This window comes from Streptomyces flavofungini (assembly GCF_014650815.1).
Classification (GTDB): Bacteria; Actinomycetota; Actinomycetes; order Streptomycetales; family Streptomycetaceae; genus Streptomyces; species Streptomyces flavofungini.
Genome location: NZ_BMVR01000001.1, coordinates 259,225 through 275,068, shown reverse-complemented (window position 1 = coordinate 275,068; position 15,844 = coordinate 259,225). Strand labels below are relative to the sequence as shown.

At 73.3% G+C, this 15,844-nt stretch carries 12 protein-coding genes; 4 read left to right on the top strand and 8 right to left on the bottom strand.

All coding sequences use genetic code 11. The features are described from left to right. Positions 1-28 precede the first annotated feature (28 nt). On the bottom strand, positions 29-1,078 hold the full coding sequence (locus IE274_RS01150; protein WP_190113625.1) for a metal ABC transporter substrate-binding protein: 1,050 nt from the start codon (positions 1,076-1,078) through the stop codon (positions 29-31). A 214-nt stretch (positions 1,079-1,292) separates the two neighbouring features. Between IE274_RS01150 and IE274_RS01145 the strand changes: the two genes are divergently transcribed. Continuing rightward, positions 1,293-2,672 carry a glycine--tRNA ligase gene (locus IE274_RS01145; protein WP_190113624.1) on the top strand — a complete coding sequence of 460 codons (1,380 nt, stop codon included), beginning with the start codon at positions 1,293-1,295 and terminating at the stop codon, positions 2,670-2,672. Positions 2,673-2,746: 74 nt separating this feature from the next. Further along, on the top strand, positions 2,747-2,962 hold the full coding sequence (locus IE274_RS01140) for a hypothetical protein (protein WP_190113623.1): 216 nt from the start codon (positions 2,747-2,749) through the stop codon (positions 2,960-2,962). A 101-nt stretch (positions 2,963-3,063) separates the two neighbouring features. On the opposite strand, the gene IE274_RS01135 is transcribed toward IE274_RS01140, so the two are convergent. The 5 genes from IE274_RS01135 to IE274_RS01115 all read right to left on the bottom strand — a co-directional run bounded on the left by IE274_RS01135 (position 3,064) and on the right by IE274_RS01115 (position 9,535). Then, positions 3,064-4,635, bottom strand: coding sequence for a GMC family oxidoreductase (locus IE274_RS01135; protein WP_190113622.1), 1,572 nt, complete (start codon positions 4,633-4,635; stop codon positions 3,064-3,066). Positions 4,636-4,740: 105 nt separating this feature from the next. Further along, on the bottom strand, positions 4,741-5,325 hold the full coding sequence (locus tag IE274_RS01130) for a TetR/AcrR family transcriptional regulator (protein WP_190113621.1): 585 nt from the start codon (positions 5,323-5,325) through the stop codon (positions 4,741-4,743). Positions 5,326-5,382: 57 nt separating this feature from the next. Continuing rightward, a complete protein-coding gene (locus tag IE274_RS01125; RefSeq protein WP_190113620.1) occupies positions 5,383-6,399 on the bottom strand; it encodes an aldo/keto reductase in 1,017 nt (338 codons plus the stop codon). 88 nt (positions 6,400-6,487) lie between these two features. Beyond that, on the bottom strand, positions 6,488-7,969 hold the full coding sequence (locus IE274_RS01120) for an MFS transporter (protein WP_190113619.1): 1,482 nt from the start codon (positions 7,967-7,969) through the stop codon (positions 6,488-6,490). A gap of 84 nt (positions 7,970-8,053) precedes the next feature. Continuing rightward, a complete protein-coding gene (locus IE274_RS01115; protein ID WP_229909073.1) occupies positions 8,054-9,535 on the bottom strand; it encodes an MFS transporter in 1,482 nt (493 codons plus the stop codon). Positions 9,536-9,642: 107 nt separating this feature from the next. Here IE274_RS01115 and IE274_RS01110 point away from each other — a divergent pair, with 107 nt between their 5' ends. Continuing rightward, a complete protein-coding gene (locus IE274_RS01110; protein ID WP_229909163.1) occupies positions 9,643-10,560 on the top strand; it encodes a helix-turn-helix transcriptional regulator in 918 nt (305 codons plus the stop codon). A gap of 106 nt (positions 10,561-10,666) precedes the next feature. After that, entirely contained in the window at positions 10,667-11,812 is a 1,146-nt protein-coding gene (gene dusB, locus IE274_RS01105; RefSeq protein ID WP_190113618.1) for a tRNA dihydrouridine synthase DusB, read from the top strand. 183 nt (positions 11,813-11,995) lie between these two features. On the opposite strand, the gene IE274_RS01100 is transcribed toward dusB, so the two are convergent. Both IE274_RS01100 and IE274_RS01095 read right to left on the bottom strand, forming a co-directional pair. Further along, entirely contained in the window at positions 11,996-14,086 is a 2,091-nt protein-coding gene (locus IE274_RS01100; protein WP_190113617.1) for an amylo-alpha-1,6-glucosidase, read from the bottom strand. Continuing rightward, positions 14,079-15,638 carry an MGH1-like glycoside hydrolase domain-containing protein gene (locus IE274_RS01095; protein ID WP_229909072.1) on the bottom strand — a complete coding sequence of 520 codons (1,560 nt, stop codon included), beginning with the start codon at positions 15,636-15,638 and terminating at the stop codon, positions 14,079-14,081. The genes IE274_RS01100 and IE274_RS01095 overlap by 8 nt, the downstream gene beginning before the upstream one ends. Between the last annotated feature and the right edge of the window lie 206 nt (positions 15,639-15,844).

Genomic DNA, 15,844 nt, shown 5'->3' with positions numbered 1-15,844 from the left:
GCTGCCTCTCGTGACGGGCTGACGGTGGTCACTTGGTGCCGAGTGCCTGCTGCAGGGCGGTGAGGTTGGACCGCATCACCTCGATGTAGTCGTCGCCCTTGGACTTGTCCGTGATGCCCTCGATCGGGTCGAGCACGGCCGTCTTCAGGCCCGCGTCGTCCGCGAGGGTCTTGGCGGTCTTGTCGCTCACCAACGTCTCGTAGAAGACCGTCGTGACGCCGTCGGCCTTCGCCATCTGCTGGAGCTCCTTCACACGGTTCGCGCTCGGCTCGCCCTCGGGGTCCAGGCCGGTGATGGCCTCCTCGGTGAGGCCGTAGCGCTCGGCGAGGTAGCCGAAGGCGGCGTGCGTGGTGATGAAGACCTTCGACTTGGCGGCGGGGTCCTGCAGGCCGTTCTTGAAGTCCGTGTCCAGGCCCTTGAGCTTCTTCACCAGGGCCGCGGTGTTCTTCTCGTACGTGGCCCTGTGGTCGGGGTCGGCCTTCGCGAAGGCCTTGCCGACGCCCTCGGCGACCTCGGCGTAGCGCACCGGGTCCAGCCAGATGTGGGGGTCCTTGCCGCCGGGGGTCTCGTGGCTGTGGCCTTCGTGGCCCTCTTCGCCCTCGTGGCCCTCTTCGCCCTCGTGGCCCTCCTCGCCCCCGTGGCCCTCTTCGCCGTGCCCGTCGCCCTCGTCGTGCTCCTTGGCGTGCCCGCCGACCTCGTTGCCGTGCTTCTCCAGGCTGGTCAGGGACGCGGCGTCGATCTTGGTCTTGATGCCGGACTGGCCGATGGCCTCGTCCACGGAGGGCTGCAGCCCCTTCAGGAAGAGCGCGGCGTCCGCGTTCTCCAGCTGCGCCGTCTGCTTGGCGCTGATCTCCAGGTCGTGCGGCTCCTGACCGGGCTCGGTCAGCGTCGTGATCTCGACGTCGTCGCCGCCGATCTCCTTGGCCAGGAACTCCATCGGGTAGAACGACGCCACCACGTCCAGCTTGCCCTCGCTGTTCTTGTCCGCCGCGTCGGGGGAGCAGGCGGTCAGGGCCGTGAGGCCGAGGACCGTGGCGGTCGCGAGGGCGGCGGTGGGTATGAGGCGTCGTACGTTCATGACAGTCATTTTCAACAAACTTGGAAACGATTGTCAACAAAGTGTCGATGTGTGCATGCGCACTCGCGCTCGGCGACTTCTGGAATCAGCCCATGCCGGAACCGATTTGATCCGAGGGGTACGGCCGCCGGTAATCTGAAGCATTCGCTCCTGAGGCATGCGCTTCGTCAGCCCCGAAGCGTGGCTTCGCCGTCGTCGTAATGAAGAGAGCACCGTGGCCGCCGACAAGATCGACACCATCGTCAGCCTGAGCAAGCGCCGAGGCTTCGTCTTTCCGTGCAGTGAGATCTACGGCGGTCAGCGCGCCGCCTGGGACTACGGACCCCTGGGCGTCGAGCTGAAGGAGAACCTCAAGCGCCAGTGGTGGCGCTACATGGTCACCTCGCGCGAGGACGTCGTCGGTATCGACTCGTCCGTGATCCTGGCCACCGACGTCTGGCAGGCCTCCGGCCACGTCGCCACCTTCACGGACCCGCTCACCGAGTGCACCTCCTGCCACAAGCGCTTCCGCGCGGACCACCTGGAGGAGGCCTTCGAGGAGAAGAAGGGCCGCGCCCCGGAGAGCCTCGCCGACATCAACTGCCCCAACTGCGGTACCAAGGGCCAGTTCACCGAGCCCAAGCAGTTCTCGGGCCTGCTCTCCACCCACCTCGGCCCCACCCAGGACAGCGGCTCCGTCGCCTACCTGCGCCCCGAGACCGCCCAGGGCATCTTCACCAACTTCGCCCAGGTGCAGACGACCTCCCGCCGCAAGCCCCCGTTCGGCATCGCCCAGATGGGCAAGTCCTTCCGCAACGAGATCACGCCCGGCAACTTCATCTTCCGCACCCGCGAGTTCGAGCAGATGGAGATGGAGTTCTTCGTCAAGCCGGGCGAGGACGAGAAGTGGCAGGAGTACTGGATGGAGCAGCGCTGGAACTGGTACACCGGTCTCGGCCTGCGCGAGGAGAACATGCGGTGGTTCGAGCACCCGAAGGAGAAGCTCTCCCACTACTCCAAGCGCACCGCCGACATCGAGTACCGCTTCCAGTTCGGCGGCAGCGAGTGGGGCGAGCTTGAGGGCGTCGCCAACCGCACCGACTACGACCTGTCGGCCCACTCCAAGGCGTCCGGCCAGGACCTCTCCTACTTCGACCAGGAGGCCGGCGAGCGCTGGACTCCGTACGTCATCGAGCCCGCCGCCGGTGTCGGCCGCACCATGCTCGCCTTCCTGCTCGACTCCTACATCGAGGACGAGGCCCCCAACGCCAAGGGCAAGCTGGAGAAGCGCACCGTCATGCGCTTCGACCACCGCATCGCCCCGGTGAAGGTCGCCGTCCTGCCGCTGTCCCGCAACCCGGAGCTGTCCCCGAAGGCCAAGGGCCTCGCGGCCGCCCTCCGGCAGAACTGGAACATCGAGTTCGACGACGCGGGCGCCATCGGCCGCCGCTACCGCCGCCAGGACGAGATCGGCACGCCGTACTGCGTCACCGTCGACTTCGACACCCTTGAGGACAACGCGGTGACCGTGCGCGAGCGCGACACCATGAAGCAGGAGCGGGTCTCCCTCGACCAGATCGAGGGCTACCTGGCGACGCGTCTCGTCGGCTGCTGACGTTCACTCCTTCTTGGCACGCAGGCCCCCGGTTCCGGCCACGGAACCGGGGGCCTTGCTGCACACTGGGCGCCATGCCTCCGACGACCACGAGCAAGGTCAGCAGATGGGATCAGCACGGGCGCGAGCACATCGTCCACGTGCGAAAAGCCGGTGTGCAGCGGCAGTTGACCTGCGACACCTGCGACTGGAGCCGCAAGGCGCAGTTCCTGCCGTGGCTCAAGGCGGCGGAACACCTGGCGGAGGAGCACCAGGCGACGGTGGATCCGTCGGCGTCCGCGGGTTCATAGGCGGGCTCCGAGCCCCGTAGGGGCGCGGGGAACTGCCCGACCAGCCACAAGGCACCCGCAGCCGGAGAAGCGGCCAAGTCGCCACGGCGCAGGCGGAGCACCTATGCGGCGCTGCGGACGATGTCAGCCGCCTTCTCGCCGATGACCAGCGCCGCCGCGTTCGTGTTCACCGACACGATCGACGGCATCACCGACGCGTCCGCGACCCGGAGGCCGTCCACGCCCCGCACCCTGAGGTCCGGCGTCACCACCGCCGCCGGGCCCGGCCCCATCGCGCAGCTCCCCGCCAGATGGAAGTACGGTCCCGTCGCCGCCGCCAGGAACGCCCGTAGCCCCGCCGCGTCCGTCACCCCGGCGCCCGGCAGCACCTCCCGCGCCCCCCACTCCGCGAACGGGCCCGCCGCCGCTATCCCCCGCGCCACCTCAAGGCCGTGCAGCAGGCGCCGCACGTCCGACTCGTCGGCGAGGTACCCCGGGTCGATCAGCGGCGCCGAGTCCGGGTCGGCGTCGGCGAGCCGCACCGAGCCCCGGGCGCGCGGCACCGTGGTCACGCCCAGGGTGAAGCCGTTCTCCGGCGCGGACATCGTCGGCGGGTGGTACGGCACGTGGATGAACATCACCTGCATGTCCGGGCCCGGCAGGCCGGCGTCGCTGCGCCAGGAGAGGGACGCCTCCGAGAGGTTGGCGCGGCCGGCCGGTATCGGCTTCTCGGCCGCGTACACGAGCCCGCACAGCGGATGGTCCTGGAGTGCGCGGCCGACCCCGGGCAGGTCGTGGCGCACGTCGACCCCGGCCTCGCGGAGCTCGTCGGCGGGGCCGATGCCGGACAGCAGGAGCAGCCGGGGCGAGTCGACCGCGCCCGCGCTGACGATCACCTCGGCCCGCGCGTACGCCCGCACCGTCCGGCCGTCGCGGGTGAACTCCACGCCCGTGCACCGGTCGCCGTCGAAGAGCAGCCGGTGCGCGCGGGAGTCCGTGGACACCGTCAGCCGCGGGCGGTGCGCGGCGACCGGGTGCAGATACGCGTCCGCCGCGCTCTGCCGGACCCCGTCGGCGACCGTCAGGTCGTGCAGTCCCGCGCCCTCTTGGCGGGCGCCGTTGAAGTCGTCGGTGAGGGGGTGTCCGGCGGCGGCAGCGGCAGCGACGAAGGCCCGTGAGACGGGGTTGACGTCGGCGTCGGGGGTGGGGGAGGGGCGCAAGGGGCCGCGGTCGCCCCGGAGTTCGGCGCCCGCGCCGCCACCGCCCGGCACCGACTCCATCCGCCGGAAGTACGGCAGCAGGTCGTCGAACCCCCAGCCGTCGCAGCCCGCCGCCGCCCACGCGTCGTAGTCCGCGCGGTGGCCGCGCAGGAACACCATCGCGTTGATCGCGCTGGAACCGCCGAGGGTGCGGCCGCGCGGACAGGGCGGCGCGATCCCGCCGAGGCCCGGCTGCGGCACCGAGGTGTAGCCGTGGTCCACGTCCGTGCCGAACAGCGACGGCCACGCGGCGGGCGTCGCGAGGTCCGCCTTCGTCTCGCGGGGGCCCGCTTCGAGCAGCAGCACGCTGGTGGCACCGGCGCCTCGGTCCTCGCTGAGCCGCGCGGCGAGCACGCATCCGGCCGACCCGGCGCCGACGACGACGTAGTCGGCTTCGACCGTACCTGCCGTCAACTCGCTTGCCGATAAAGCCACTTCGTGCCTCCTGTTGTCCCTGGGGGTGCCGGGGATCAGGGAATCAGGCGGGTCGGGAGCGGGTCAGCGGAACAGGAGAATCGGGCGCCTCTTCGAATGTGCCCGTCAGGGCCGCAGGCCCCGCACGAGCAGGTCGAGCAGGGCCGTGAAGGCCTCCTCGGCGTCCGCGCGGGACCACTCCGGTGCGTACGCCGGGTCGTGGTAGCGGGCCGTGGCCTCGAACAGGGCGCGGGCCGTGGTGGCGGGGTCGGACGGGGTGAACTCGGTGTTCTCCATGCCCTGTCGGACGATGCGGGCGAGCTGGCCGGTGAGGTCCGCGATGTGCTCGTCGACGACCTCGCTGGCCTCGCCGACGAGGACCGTGTACGTCGCGAACAGCTCCGGGTCGTCGCCCGCCTTGTGCTGCTTGGCCGCGAAGAGCCCGGTCAGCCAGCGCCGCAGCCGGTCCTCGGCGGGCCCGTCCGCGTCGACCACGCCGGACAGGGCGTCGGACGTGCGGTCCAGCCAGCGCTTGGTGACCGCCTCGCGCAGCGCGGCCTTCGTGCGGAAGTGGCGGTACACGCTGGCGTGGCTGACGCCGAGCACCCGGGCCACGTCCACCACGGTCGCCTTGGCGGCGCCGTGCCGACGCAGGACCTCCTCGGTCGCGGCGAGGATGCGCTCGGCGGTCAGGGTCTCGGTCGTAGCCATGGTCACGAAGGTACCCGTCGGCACTGACGGCACTGACGGCGGCGGTGCCCGGTCATGTCAGTGCTCGCTGTCGAGGTGCGCCAGCTGCGACTCGGGGTAGCGGGCGCCCGCGACCGCGTCGACGGGGACGGCCTGCTCGATCGCGGCGAGGTCGGCGGCGTCGAGCGTCACGTCCAGGGCGCCGAGCGCCTCGGTGAGCCGGTCCCGGCGGCGGGCGCCGACCAGCGGCACGATCGAGGCGCCGGACTTCGGGCCCTGCGCGAGGACCCAGGCGATCGCGGTCTGCGCGACGCTCACGCCCTTGTTCTCGGCGATCTTGCGCAGGGCGTCGACGAGGTCGAGGTTGCGCTGCAGGTTGTCGCCCTGGAAGCGCGGGCTCATGCCGCGGAAGTCGTTCGCCGCGAGCTGCCGGTCCCGCTCGAAGTGCCCGGAGATCAGGCCGCGCGACAGGACGCCGTACGCGGTGACGCCGATGCCGAGTTCGGCGGCCGTGGGCAGGATCTCGGCCTCGATGCCGCGGGAGACGAGGGAGTACTCGATCTGCAGGTCCGAGATCGGGACGACGGCCGCCGCCCGGCGCAGCGACTCCGCGCCGACCTCGGAGAGGCCGATGTGGCGCACGTGCCCCTTCTCGACCAGCTCGGCGATCGCGCCGACGGTCTCCTCGACGGGGACGTCCGGGTCCAGGCGGGCGATGCGGTAGACGTCGATGTGGTCGACGCCCAGGCGCTGCAGCGAGTACGCGGCGAAGTTCTTGACCGCCGCCGGGCGCCCGTCGTAGCCGGACCAGCCGCCGTCCGGGTCCCGGAGGGCGCCGAACTTGACGCTGGTGAGGGCCTGTTCGCGGTGGGCGGCGGGGGCGGAGCGCAGGGCCTCGCCGATGAGGAGTTCGTTGTGGCCCATCGCGTAGAAGTCGCCGGTGTCCAGGAGCGTGACGCCCGCTTCGAGGGCCGCGTGGATGGTCGCGATGGACTCCGTGCGGTCGGCCTCGCCGTACAGCGCGGACATGCCCATGCAGCCGAGGCCGAGGGCGGAGGTGGTGGGGCCGGTGGTGCCGAGGGTGAGGGTGCGCATGAGGACTCCAGAGCCTTTGCTGGTAGATGGCGTGGTTCCACCATGCACCCGTCGCTGACAGATTTCAAGTTTTGTTATCTGTTTTCTGTTACTTGTCACCCGGGAGGGGTCTCCCGACCTCCGGCACCGGCACGTCACCCGGCCCCTCCGCGAGCCGCTCCGCCGTCCGCCGCGCCGTGCCCTGCGCCCACTTCCCGCTGGTCAGGGCCCCGACGGCAAGGACCGCGGCACCGCAGCCCGCGATGATCCACCACGCGGGGCGGCTCGCGTGCGTGAAGTCGGCCGCGTACGAAGCCGTGTGCCCTGCCGCCACCCCGGAGGCCAGGACCGCGCCGATGACCGCGATGCCGAGGGTCTGGCCGATCTGGCGGCTGGTGGAGGCGACGGCGGCGGCGACGCCCGCCTGGGCGCGGGGCATCCCGGCCACCGCCGTGTTGGTGATGGGCGCGTTGACGAAGCCGAAGCCGAGGCCGAACAGGACGTAGGCGAGGACCCGGCTCGGGACCGCGTTCTCCGCCTCGAAGGCCGCGAACAGCACCCCGGACGCCGTCATCGCCACGCCCGCGATCAGCAGCGAGGGGCGCGGCCCCCGGGCGCCGACGAGCCGCCCCGACAGCGGCGCGCACACCAGCGTCATGGCGGCCATCGGCAGCATCCACAGACCGGCGTGCAGCGCGTCGAGGCCGCGTACGTCCTGGAGGTGGAGCGTGGCCAGGAACAGGAAGCCGCCGAGGGCCGCGAACGCCGCGATCGCGATCACCGTGGCGCCGCTGAACGGCGCCGAGCGGAAGAAGCGCAGGTCGATGAGGGGTTCCGCGCGGCGCGGCTCGTACAGGAGCAGACCCGCGAAGGCCGTCGCGGCGGTCGCGGCGAACGTCATGATCAACGGGGACGTCCAGCCCGCCGTGGGCGCCTCGATGATCGCGTACGTCAGGGCGCCGAGGACGCCGATCACCAGGAGCTGGCCGACGGGGTCCGGGCGGCGGGGCTTCGGGGCGCGGGACTCGGGGACGTACCGGGTGGTGAGGAAGAGGGCCGCGAGGCCCACCGGCAGATTGACCCAGAAGATCGCCCGCCAGCCCACCGAGTCCACGAGCAGCCCGCCGACCAGCGGGCCCGCCGCCATGGAGATGCCGACGACACCGCCCCACACCCCGATGGCGCGGGCCCGCTCGCGCGGTTCGGTGAACGTGTTCGTGATGATCGACATCGCGACGGGGTTGAGCATCGAACCGCCGACGGCCTGGATCATGCGGAACGCCACCAGGCATTCCAGGTTGGGGGCGAGTGAGCACAGGACCGAGCCGAGCGTGAAGACCAGCAGGCCCGCCTGGAACACCTTGCGGCGGCCGATGCGGTCGGCCGTCGAGCCCGCGAGCATCAGGAGGGACGCGAGGACGAGGGTGTAGGCGTCGATCGTCCACTGCATGCCCGACACCCCGGCGTCGAACTCGCGGCCCATGGTGGGCAGCGCCACGTTCAGGACAGTGTTGTCCAGGCTCACGATCAGCAGGCTCATACAGCAGATCGCGAGCACGAGCATCCGACGCCGGTGACTCAACTCGGGCATACGGTCGACGGTATCCCCAGGTGGGAGGCTCCGCCCCGGCCGGGCGGCGGCTCCGCACGCGGTGTGCTCCGCCCCGGCCGGGCGTCAGCCGAGGTCGCGCGGCAGTCGCAGGCTGAGTGCGGCCAGGCCGAGGAGCCCGGCGAGCTGGACGGCGAGGACCGTCGCGAAGGCCTCCCGCAGGCCGGTGCCGGACTCCAGGGCCAGGAACAGCGACCCGAGCGTCGCCACGCCCACGGCCAGGCAGGACTGCTGCGCCGTTGCCGCGAGCCCGCTGCCCGCGCCCGCACGCGCGGCGGGTACGGCGGACAGCAGGATGCGGAAGTACAGCGGGAGCTGGATGCCCTGGCCGAATCCGCACAGCGCCAGGCCCGGCGCGAGCGCGAGCGGGGTGAGCGCCGACCACGGCGCCCACAGGACCGTCAGGGCGAGGACGGCGACGCCCGCGCCGTGGACCAGGGCGCACAGGGTGAGGGCGCGGCTGCCGAGCCGGTTCACCAGGCGCGGCGCCAGCAGGGACGCGGTGAACTGCGCGACGCCCATCGGGATCAGGGTCAGGCCCGCCTTGAGCGCCCCGTACCCGAGGCCCTCCTGGAGGGTCACCGCGCTCACGAACATCCAGCCGCTGAACCCGATGAAGATCGGCACACCGATGAGGAGCCCCCGGCGGACGCCCGGCTCGCGCATCAGCGACGGCGGCAGCAGCGGGCTGCCGCCGCTGTCCTCGGCGCGGCGCTCGACGGCCGCGAACGCCCAGATCAGGAAGGGCGCCGCGATCAGCGTCACGACCGACCACAGCGGCCAGCCCGCCGCCCGGCCCTCCGTCAGGGGCAGCAGGAACGCGGTCAGCGCCACCGCGAGCAGCACCGTCCCGCCGGCGTCCCCGCGCGCCGGGCGCTCCGCCCGGCTGTCCGGCACCGAGCGCACCGCGAGGACCAGGGCCAGCGCCGCCACCGGCACGTTGATCAGGAACACCATGCGCCAGCCGGTGCCCGCCAGGTCGGCCGCCACCAGGACGCCGCCGAGGATCTGCCCCAGCACCATCGAAACCCCGCCGACCGAGCCGTACAGCGACACGGCCCGCGCCCGGCGCTCCCCGCTCGTCGTCGCGTGGATCGTCGCCAGGACCTGCGGCAGCATCAGCGCGGACGCCGCACCCTGCGCCACCCGCGCCGCCACCAGCCACCACGCGGTCGGCGCGAGCCCGCACGCCAGCGACGTCACGCCGAAGGCGACGGCACCCCACAGGAACAGCCCGCGCCGTCCGTACGTGTCGCCGAGCCGCCCGCCGAGGACCAGCAGCACGGCGTACGCGACCGCGTAGCCCGCCACGACCATCTCCAGGGTGGCGGCGGGGGCGTGCAGATCCGCCTCGATGTCGGGCAGCGCCACGTTCACGACAAAGAAGTCGATCATCGGCAGCGCGGCGCCGAGCAGGATGGTGGCGAGGCCGAGGGGGGTGAGGACGGGGGGTTTCGCGGACGCGGGAGACGCGGGAGACGAGGCAGACGAGGGGGACGGGGGAGCGGTACGGGTACGGGGCTTGCCGGAAGAGGTCGCTGGAGTCACGGATACGACGATGGGCGGGCACCCAGGGGGGTACCAGAGTCTCTTTATCCTGGTACCAGACGCACCTGGCAACGGGGTGCGGGGTGCGGCAGCCTGGAGGGGTGACCATCACCGCAGACGCAGGGCCCCTCTCGTCCGAGCCGGTGTCACGCGAGCCCGAGGACGAGCCCGCCCTGCGTGCCGCCGGGGCCGAGGACACCACCCGGCGGCAGGAGCTCGCCGCCTTCCTGCGCAGCCGCCGCGAGCGGATCTCGCCCGAGCAGGTCGGGCTGCCGCGCGGGGCCCGGCGCCGCACGCCGGGGCTGCGCCGCGAGGAGGTCGCACAGCTCTCGGCGGTCGGGGTGACCTGGTACACGTGGCTGGAGCAGGGGCGGGCCATCCGCGTCTCCGCGCAGGTCCTGGACGCCATCGCCCGGGCCCTCCTCATGGACCCCGCCGAACGCGGCCACCTCTTCGTCCTCGCGGGCGCCGGCGACCCCCGCCCCGACTACGACTGCCCCCTGCGGTCCCCGACCGCCCTGCGCCTCATGCACACCATCGCGCCCTACCCGGCCACCCTCCAGAACGCCCGCTACGACGTCCTCGCCCACAACCGCCCCTTCGCGCAGGTCTTCGGCGAGCTGACCGAACTGCCCGCGCGGGAGCGCAACTGCCTGTGGCTGCTCACCACCAGCAGCCGCTGGCGGGAGACGTTCCTCGACCGGGACGAGATGCTGCGGGACCTGATCGCCAAGTTCCGGGTGGGCATGGCCGAGCACGGGGCCGAGCCCGCGTGGAAGGAACGGCTGGACGGGCTGCTCGCGGAGTCGGCGGAGTTCCGCGAGCTGTGGGAACGGCACGAGGTCGCGACGATGTCGCCGCACGTGAAGCGGTACCGGCACCCCGAGGTGGGGCTGCTCAGCCTGGAGCACCGGAACCTGTGGATGGCGGCGCGGCCGCAGGCACATCGGCTGGTCGCGTATGTGCCCGCGGACGACGAGACCGAGCGGCGCCTCGTACGGCTGACGGAGCTGTCCGGCGCGTAGGGGACAATGGAGGCTTGGCCCCCGTCCCGGAGCCGCGCCCCCGGCACGGGGCTCGCCCCCGGTCCCGGCCGCCCGCCCCGCCTCGTACGCCCCGGAGAGCCCGCCCATGTCCCAGCCCCAGCAGCAGCAGCCGCTCGCGATCGGACCGCACACCGTGCAGCCGCCCGTCGTGCTCGCGCCGATGGCCGGGATCACGAACGCGCCGTTCCGCACGCTGTGCCGGGAGTTCAGCGGCGGCAAGGGCCTCTTCGTCAGCGAGATGATCACCACCCGCGCGCTGGTCGAGCGCAACGAGAAGACCATGCAGCTGATCCACTTCGACGCGAGCGAGACGCCGCGCTCGATCCAGCTGTACGGGGTCGACCCCGCGACCGTCGGCAAGGCCGTCCGCATGATCGCGGAGGAGGGTCTGGCCGACCACATCGACCTGAACTTCGGCTGCCCCGTCCCGAAGGTGACCCGCAAGGGCGGCGGGTCGGCCCTCCCGTACAAGCGGCCGCTGCTGCGGGCGATCCTCAAGGAAGCCGTCAGCGGCGCCGGGGACCTGCCCGTCACCATGAAGATGCGCAAGGGCATCGACGACGACCACATCACGTTCCTGGACGCGGGCCGGATCGCCGTCGAGGAGGGCGTCACGGCGATCGCCCTGCACGGCCGGACCGCCGCCCAGCACTACGGCGGGACCGCCGACTGGGACGCCATCGCGCGCCTCAAGGAGCATGTGCCGGAGATTCCCGTGCTCGGCAACGGGGACATCTGGTCGGCCGCGGACGCGGTCCGGATGATGAGCGAGACCGGGTGCGACGGGGTGGTCGTGGGGCGTGGGTGCCTCGGGCGGCCGTGGCTGTTCGGGGACCTGGTGGCCGCGTTCGAGGGGACCGGGGCGCCCGCGGCTCCCTCCCTGCGGGAGGTGTCCGCCGTCATGCTGCGGCACGCCGCGCTCCTCGGCGAGTGGATCGGCGACGAAGCGCGCGGCGTCATCGACTTCCGCAAGCACGTCGCCTGGTACCTCAAGGGCTTCGCCGTCGGCTCCGAGATGCGCAAGCGCCTCGCGATCACCTCCTCCCTCGCGGAACTGGAGGACGGCCTCGGCGAACTGTCCCTCGACCAGCCCTGGCCCACCGGCGCGGACGGCCCGCGCGGCCGCACGTCGGGCAACAACCGCGTGGTCCTGCCGGACGGCTGGCTGAAGGACCCCTACGACTGCGCGGGCATCTCCGCCGAGGCGGAACTGGACACGTCGGGCGGCTGACCCCCGAGGGCCGCGCCCCCTGGCTCGGCCCACGCCCCGCCTGGCTCGGCCCACGCCCCGCCTGGCTCGGCCCACGCCCCGCCTGGCTCGGCCCACGCCCCGCCTGGCTCGGCCCACGCCCCGCCTGGCTCGGCCCCCGCCCCGCCCGGCTCGGCCCCCGCCCCGCCCGGCGCCCGGCCAGGGCTACGCCCCGCCCACCGCCGTGAGCAGCGCCAGCGGTGCCGCCGCCGAGCGGGATTCGCGTACGCACGCGTGGGGGTACGGGACGGGCGCGGGGTACGCCCCGCGTTCGTAGCCCGCGAGGACTTCGGGGAGGCGGCCGGACGCCGTGGCGGCGGCGTCGACCAGGGCGTGCGCGACGGCGCGGGCCTCGTCGTGGAGGCCGTAGCGGGCGAGGCCGAGGGTGATGAGGGCGTTGTCGTGGGGCCACACGGAACCCCGGTGGTAGGAGAGCGGGTGGTAGGCCCCCTGGCCGGAGGCGAGCGTGCGGACGCCCCAGCCGGAGAAGAAGTCGGGTTCGAGCAGGCGCCGCCCCACCGCCTCCCCGTACTCCTTGTCGAGCAGCCCCGACCACAGCAGGTGCCCCGCGTCGGAGGCGAGCGCGTCGACCTGCCCGCCCTCCCCGTCGAGGGCGAGCGCGGGGAAGGAGCGGGAGGGCATCCAGAAGTCCCGCTGGAACCGGTCGCGGAGATCCGCTGCGGTCTGCGTGAGCAGCGCCGCGTACACCTCGTCGTCCCAGACCGTGCGCGCGAGCCACGCGGTCCGCCGCAGCGCGTCGTACGCGTACCCCTGCGCCCCCGCAGCCATCACGGGCCCCAGCGTCCGCGTCCCGTCGGCGTCACAGATCGCCCCGGGCGAGTCCTTCCAGTTCTGATTGGCGAGCCCGCCCTCGTCCGCGCGGTACACCAGATACCCCCGGGCGGTGAGCCCCCCGTGGTCGAGCATCCAGCCGACCGCCGCCCGCGCGTGCGGCTGCAGCCGCCGGGCGAGCGCGGTGTCCCCGGTCTGCTCGGTGTACGCGCCGAGGAGGACGAGGAACAGCGGCGTCGCGTCGACCGAGCCGTAGTACCGCCCGAAGGGGACCTGCCCGAAGTGGGCCAGCTCCCCGTGCCGCACCTCGTGCACGATCTTGCCGGGCTGGGCGACGCGCCCCTCGGTGTGCTCGGTGGCCTGGGTCGCGGCGAGCGCGGGCAACGTCGCGGCGGCCAGGCGCGGTACGTACGGGAGCGCGAACAGGGACGTCATGAGCGCGTCCCGGCCGAGCAGCGTGAGGAACCAGGGCACCCCGGCCGCGGGCACGCTCAGCTCCTCGCCGTCGGGACCCCGCGCGGGCACCTGGAGCGAGGCGAGGTCGGCGAGGCCGCGCGTACAGGCCGCGGTCAGCTCGGGCCAGCTCCCGGGGAGCGTCACGGAGGACGTCAACTCGTCCTGTGCCTCGGTGAGCTGGCGCAGCGCGGCACTCGGCGAGCGGGGCGGCGCGGGCAGCGGCGGGCCCCCGTGCGGCCCGGCCATGACGGTCAGCGCCATGTCGGCCGACCCGTGCGCGGCCAGCTCCAGGGCCCAGACGAGCCGCCGCGCACCGGTACCGGTCTCCTCGACGGCGTCCGGCGCGGGCTCGGAGGTGACGGTGGTGCGCGCCAGCCAGTCGCCGCGCCGGTACCCGAACTCGACGCCGAGGACCGGCGGTTGGGCGGGATGGGCGGACTGCGGGAGGTGGCGGTCGTGCGCCCGGGACCCGTCGTACCCGGAAGGGCGCTCACCGGCAGTCCGCTCACCGGAACCACCCTCGCCGGACCCGTCCACCGCCGCCGTCAGCACCCGCCGCGACCGCACCGCCCCCGTCTTCGTATACGTACGGTGATCCGCCCGCAGCTCGAACTGATCGGTGAAGTCCGCGTCGGCGGTCAGCGCGAGCCGCAGCGTCGTCGGCACGGGCCGGTTGCTGGTGATCCGCAGCGCCTCCACCAACGCGCCGTCCACGACGGCCTGTTCACGGAAGAGCGTGTACGCGGGCGGCTCCTGCCGGCCGCCGCGCGGCACGAGCACGCAGCGTGCCACGTCGGCGTCCGCGTCCGGGCCGTACGCCGTCGCGGGCGTGAGCACTTCGGGCACGGCGCCGTCCACCGTGAGCTGCCAGCGGCTCAGGTGACGGGCGTCGCGCACGAACAGCCCGTCGGGGGCGGTGCCGCCGGGCACGCCCCGGATGTCGCCGCCCGCGCCGACGGCGGCGAACGTCGCGCCCCGCACCAGCAGTTGATGCTCCCGGTCAGTCATTCCGAGCCCCTTCGTCCGCACCAGGCCCCGCTGGCGTATCCATGCTCAGGTCGAGGTCGAGCGCCGCGCCGACGCTCAGGTCGAGGTCGAGCGCCGTGTCGACGCTCAGGTCGAGGGCGAGCGCCGCGGTCCAGCTGAAGCCGCGGGCGCCGCAGCCCTCTCCGGTGTACGGGTCCACGTACTCGGCGAAGTCCGAGGCCACGGCGGTGTCGAGGAGCGCGGCGCGCAGCGCGTCCGCGTGCTCCCGGGCGCCGTGCAGCCGCAGCCCGCGCGCGAGCAGCCAGTTGGTGTTGAACCAGGCGGGCCCGCGCCAGTACCGCCGCGGGTCGAACGCGGGGCTGAGCAGATCGTGGCTCGGCACGAGCCGGGCCCGCCCGCCGAGCTCGAAGTGCGGCCCGCGGGCCGTGGCGACCAGCTCGGCCACGACCCCCTGTGGCAGCCCGGGCACCACCAGCGGAATCAGCCCGGTCACGCCACGCTCACCCACCAGCTCCCCGCCGGCCCGCGCGTCCCCGCCCAGCAGGTCCCGGCACCGGAAGATCCCGTCCGCCGCGTCCCACAGCCGCTCCACGAGCACCCGCGTCAGCCGCTCCGCCCGGTCGTGCCGAGCCGTCGCGGGCACGCCCAGCTCGCCCGTGATGCGGGCGAGGGCGTGCTCGGAGGCGATCAGGAGGGCGTTGAACGCGGGGTCCTCGACGGCGAACCCGAAGTCCCCGGACCCGGCGCCGAGCCGCGCCCCGGCCCCGTACCCCCCGTCCCGGTACTCCGCCGCGAGCCGCACGTACCGCCCGTAGTCGAGATCCGTCGGCCGGTCCTGGGGGGAGCCGTGGTCGAGGTCGGCCCGGCGGTAGCTGCGGGGGCGTGCGGGTGGGACGCGGCTCAGGGGCCCGTCCCAGCAGGGGCTGTTGTCCATGCCCTGCTCCCAGGGGTGGACGACCGCCGCGAGGCCCGCGCCGCCGAGGTCGCGGTGGTGCAGCAGGTAGCGGTGCCAGGCGGCGAGGCGCGGGTGCAGGCGGGGCAGGAAGGAGCGGGCCCGGGACAGGCCGGGGTCGGCGAGGTGGACCAGCCAGGCGGCCAGGGCGTGCACCGGGGGCTGCACGATGCCGGAGGTCTGCACGGCCTGCGGTGCGCCCGCCGCGCGGCCGGCGGTGGTGGACCGCCAGAAGTCGGGGCTCGGGAAGTACGCGTCGAGCGGGACGGCGGGGTTGAACACGATGTGCGGCACGCGGCCGTCGGCCCACTGCGCGGCCAGGAGCGTCTCCAGCTCCAACTGGGCGCGCAGCGGCGAGAGATGGCGTAACCCGATGGCGATGAACGCGGAGTCCCAGGACCACTGGTGCGGGTACAGCGCGCGGGAGGGGACGGTGGCGGTGCCGGTCCAGTTGGCGCCGAGGACGCGGGCGGCGCGCTCGCGCAGCGAGGCGGGGGCGGGGTGCGGGGGGCCAGGAGCCGGTGGGGCGTGCGGGGGACCCGCGGGGCGCCGACCCGGAGGCCCGGCGGTGTTGGCGGCAGGGGACCGGATCGCGGCCCTCGTCGTGGTCGTACGGTCCACGCGGCACTCCCGGGGCCGTCGGAGCCGCCTCACCGGAGCCGTGCCCGACAGCCTGTCAGTTTGGATCCATCCACCATAGAGTTACGTCTGCGCAACACGCAAAACTCAATATGTAACGCCGAGTTGACGAGCGCAAGGGGTCCTCGGGCCGGGCACGGGGGCAGACAGAGGGAGTGGGCGGCAGATGGGCGGGGAGTCGCGGGGAG